Here is a 4,103-nt window from a genome sequence, read left to right as displayed (position 1 = left end):
TCAGCCGCTCCCGCGGCGGGCGCTCCCTCACCCAGCCTGATCCAAACGAAAGACCCTAGGTCCTGTCCGGCCGACTTCCCGGGCCCGATCCGGTGTTCGTGGCCGTGGCGTGGTTGGGACATGTCTCAACCACGCCACCCATGAACCAGTGACAGCCGCTCCAGCCCTACCAGATTCTGTCCAACAGCGCGTGACAGCGGAGTTGAACGAAAGGGCTGGACAGATGAGACGTATCCGCCTGACGGCGGCGGTATCCATGGCCTTGCTGATGACCGTGGGTGCCGTGGCGCCGGTCGCGGCCCGGCCCTCCGCCCGGGACACGGTGACCGACGGGCCCGCCGGCACCGCCGACTCGACCGGCGCCACCTCGGTGGGCACGCCCACGTCGGTACGGCTGATCACCGGTGACCGGGTGACGCTCACCACGGGCCCGGACGGAAAGCGCTCGGCCTCGGTCCAGCCCGGTCCCGGCCGCGACGGCATCCTCTTCCGGACCGCCGAGCAGGACGGCCGGCTGTCCGTACTGCCGTCCGACGCGGCGGACCTGGTGTCAGCGGGAACGCTCGACCGGGAACTGTTCGATGTGACCGCGCTCGTCTCGCAGGGATACGACGAGGCGCACACCGACTCGCTCCCGCTGATCGTCGCCCAGCCCTCCGGAGCCCAGTCCTCCGAGGCACGGGCCGCCGAGACCCTGCGTTCCCTGTCCAGGCTCCAGGACGACTCCGTACCCTCGCGCCTGCTGGAGAGCATCGGCGCCCGCTCGCTGCGGATACCCGGCGGCGATCTCGGTACGTTCTGGCACACGCTCGCGCCGGCCGGGGACACGATAACCGCCCGCGATCTGCGGGCGACTCCCAAGATCTGGCTGGACGGCAAGGTGAACGCCGTGCTGGACCGCAGTACGGCACAGATCAACGCGCCCGCCGCCTGGGACGCCGGCTACCGGGGCCAGGGAGTCAAGGTCGCCGTCCTCGACACCGGCGCGGACACGACACATCCCGATCTGACCGGCCGGGTGGTCGAGGCCAAGGACTTCTCCGGCAGCGGCGGCACCGAGGACGTCTTCGGCCATGGCACACATGTCGCCTCCACGGTCGGCGGCAGCGGCGCCGCGTCCGGCGGCAGCCGCAAGGGCGTCGCTCCGCAGGCCGGGCTGCTGATCGGCAAGGTCCTCGGCAACGACGGTTACGGCACCGAGTCCCAGGTCATCGCGGGCATGGAGTGGGCCGCGGCCGAGGGCGCCAAGGTCGTCAATATGAGCCTGGGCTCCGACACGCCGACCGACGGCACCGACCCGATGAGCCGCGCGGTGGACGAACTCACCGCGAGCAGCGGCGCCCTGTTCGTCGTGGCAGCGGGCAACAGCGGCGAGATGGGCGACCGGACGGTCGGCTCACCGGGCGCGGCCGACACCGCGCTCACGGTCGGCGCCGTGGACCGTGACGACTCGCTCGCCCCGTTCTCCAGCCGCGGGCCCCGTCTCGGCGACGGTGCCGTGAAGCCCGATGTCACCGCGCCCGGTGTCGGTATCGTGGCCGCCCGCGCCACGGGCACCACCATGGGCGACCCCGTCGACCCGTACTATGTCGCGGCGTCCGGCACCTCCATGGCCACACCGCATGTCACCGGTGCCGCGGCCCTGCTCGCCCAGCAGCACCCGGACTGGCGCGCCGACCGGCTCAAGGACGCTCTGGTCAGCACCGCCCGTACGGTGCCCGGTCAGCAGCCACCGCAGCAGGGCGGCGGCCGGATCGACTTGGCGGCAGCCGCGCTCGGCCCGCTCACCGCCACGGGCACCGTCGCGCTGGGCCCGTTCCAGACGGGTACGACCGCCGCGAAGACCCAGGCCGACGGCTCCGCGACCGCCACCGTCCGGACCGCCACCGTGCGCTACACCAACACCTCCGCCGCCAAGCTCTCGCTCCGGCTGACCTCCCAACTCGCCACCACCGGCGGGCGCGCGCTCGCGAGCGGCGCGCTCCGGCTCGGCACGGACACGGTGGACATCGCGCCCGGCGCCACCGTCGAGGTTCCGCTGAGCGCCGATCCGTCGCGGGCCGAGCGCGGTGACTACTACGGTTATGTCACCGCCACCTCCTCGGACGGCAGGACGGCCGTGCACACCACCGTCAGCTTTGTCGTCAACGGCCCGGTGCACCGGCTCACCGTCGACACGATCGACCTCCAGGGCAAGCACATCGAGGCGCTGCCCACGATCTGGGGCCCGGACGGCTTCGTCGGCTACACCAGCCTCTCGCCGGCGGTCGCCGAGGTGGAGGAGGGCACGTACCAGCTCAGCCACGCGTCGATCGGCGAGGCCGAGGACGGACAGGAGCTGCGCCAGGTCGTCCTGCCCGAGGTGAAGGTCACCAAGGACATTTCCGTCACTCTGGACGAGCGCCGGACGACGCCCGTCGAGATCCGCACTCCTCGCCCGGCCGAACAGCGCGGTATCGTCAGCTACCAGACCTACCGCCAGATCGACGGACACAGCCTGATCCAGGGCGTGATGTACTTCGACATCGCCAAGCGCGTCTATGTCAGCCCTACCGCGCCCGTCACCGACGGAACCTTCGAATTCGCCTCACGCTGGCAGCTCGTGGCTCCGCTGATCGAGACCGAGGTCTCCGGTACGAAGACCGATCTCGATCCCTACTACATGCCGAACTCACCGCTGTTCAGCGCCAAGGGCGTACGGCTGGCGGCGGTCGACGCAGGTACGGCCACGGCGCCCGACCTCCGTCCCTCCCGGGTACGCGGCAAGCTCGCCGTCGTCCGTGACGACGGAGGAGACCAGTGGGACCTGGCACAGGCGGCGGCGAAGGCCGGTGCCAAGGGCCTGCTCGTGATCTTCCCGTACAGGTATCCATGGACCCGGTGGAGTCCGGTGGGCGACCGCTACGCATTGCCGGTGATCCGGATCAGCGAGGCCGGAGGCACCGCGCTGCTGGCCGCCGCCGAACGGCACACCACCACGGTCGCAATCTCCGGCACCGCCGAGAGCCCGTATCTCTACGATGTGATGCAGGTGTCGTCGGGCCGCATCCCACAGCAGGTGGTGCACACCGTCTCGGACCGCAACAGCGCCCAGGTACGCACCACTTACGCCGACAACGGCGGAACGTCATGGGCGAGCGAGCAGCGGTTCGGCTGGCGTCCGTACCAGTCCACCGCCTGGAACCAGTACACGCGCCATGTGTCGACGGGCCATGAACGCACCGAGTACATCAGCTCCGGAGACACTCTCTGGCAGCATGTCGTCAACCACACGACCACCTTCGATGTCGACGCGCCGTTGCAGGCCGGTATGAAGGACACGCCGCGCACCTACCGGGCGGGCGAGCACACCGACGAGCGCTGGTTCGGCGCCGTGGTACGGCCCGCCGTCCCGGAGGGCGCCGGACTGGTCTCCACCCGCTCCGGCGATGTACTGGCGCTGCGGATCCCGGAGTTCACCGACTCCACGGCGGGCCACTGGTCGCGTACGGTCACCAGCGGCGGCGGCATCGGCACCTCGGGCGTGGGCACCTCCGGCGCGGGTACGAAGGCCGAAGAGCCCGAGGGCGACACGAGTTCGGCCACGCTGTACCGCGACGGTACGAAGGTGAGCGAGACCGAAGGCGCCTGGGGCGATATCGAAGTCGAGCCGGGGAAGGGAGACTTCCGGCTCGATCTGTCGACCGCGCGCGTCTCCGACGAGTGGGCGTTCGGCACCCGGACCACCACCTCGTGGTCCTTCCGCTCGGACACCACCACCGGACGGAAGCCACTGCCGCTGCTCCAACTCGACTACGACGTACGCGCCGACGCGCGGAACGCGGTCGACGGCGGGCGCTCCCACGACATCGGTCTCACGGTGCGCGCCCAGGACGGTCTGCCCGCGCCGAGCGGACTCACCGTACGGGTCGACGCCTCCTACGACGGCGGAAGAACCTGGCAGCAAGCGGCACGGATCGGCAAGCGCGGACAGAACGGTTTCACCGTCACGCTCGACCGGCCGGCCCGGCAGCACGGCGACGCCTATATGACTCTGCGCGTCACCGCCACCGACCGGGCCGGCAGCAGTATCCGGCAGACCGTCGAACGCGCCTATCTGGTAC

General features: G+C 70.6%; 1 protein-coding gene. It reads left to right on the top strand.

The features are described from left to right. Positions 1-223 precede the first annotated feature (223 nt). Positions 224-4,103, top strand: a 3,880-nt coding sequence (locus GA0115259_RS33435) for a S8 family peptidase (RefSeq protein ID WP_093603885.1), incomplete at its 3' end; no start/stop codon positions are given.

Source organism: Streptomyces sp. MnatMP-M17 (genome assembly GCF_900091995.1).
Classification (GTDB): domain Bacteria; phylum Actinomycetota; class Actinomycetes; order Streptomycetales; family Streptomycetaceae; genus Streptomyces.
Note: the sequence above shows the minus strand (reverse complement) of the source record. Positions and strands in the feature narration are given on the sequence as shown.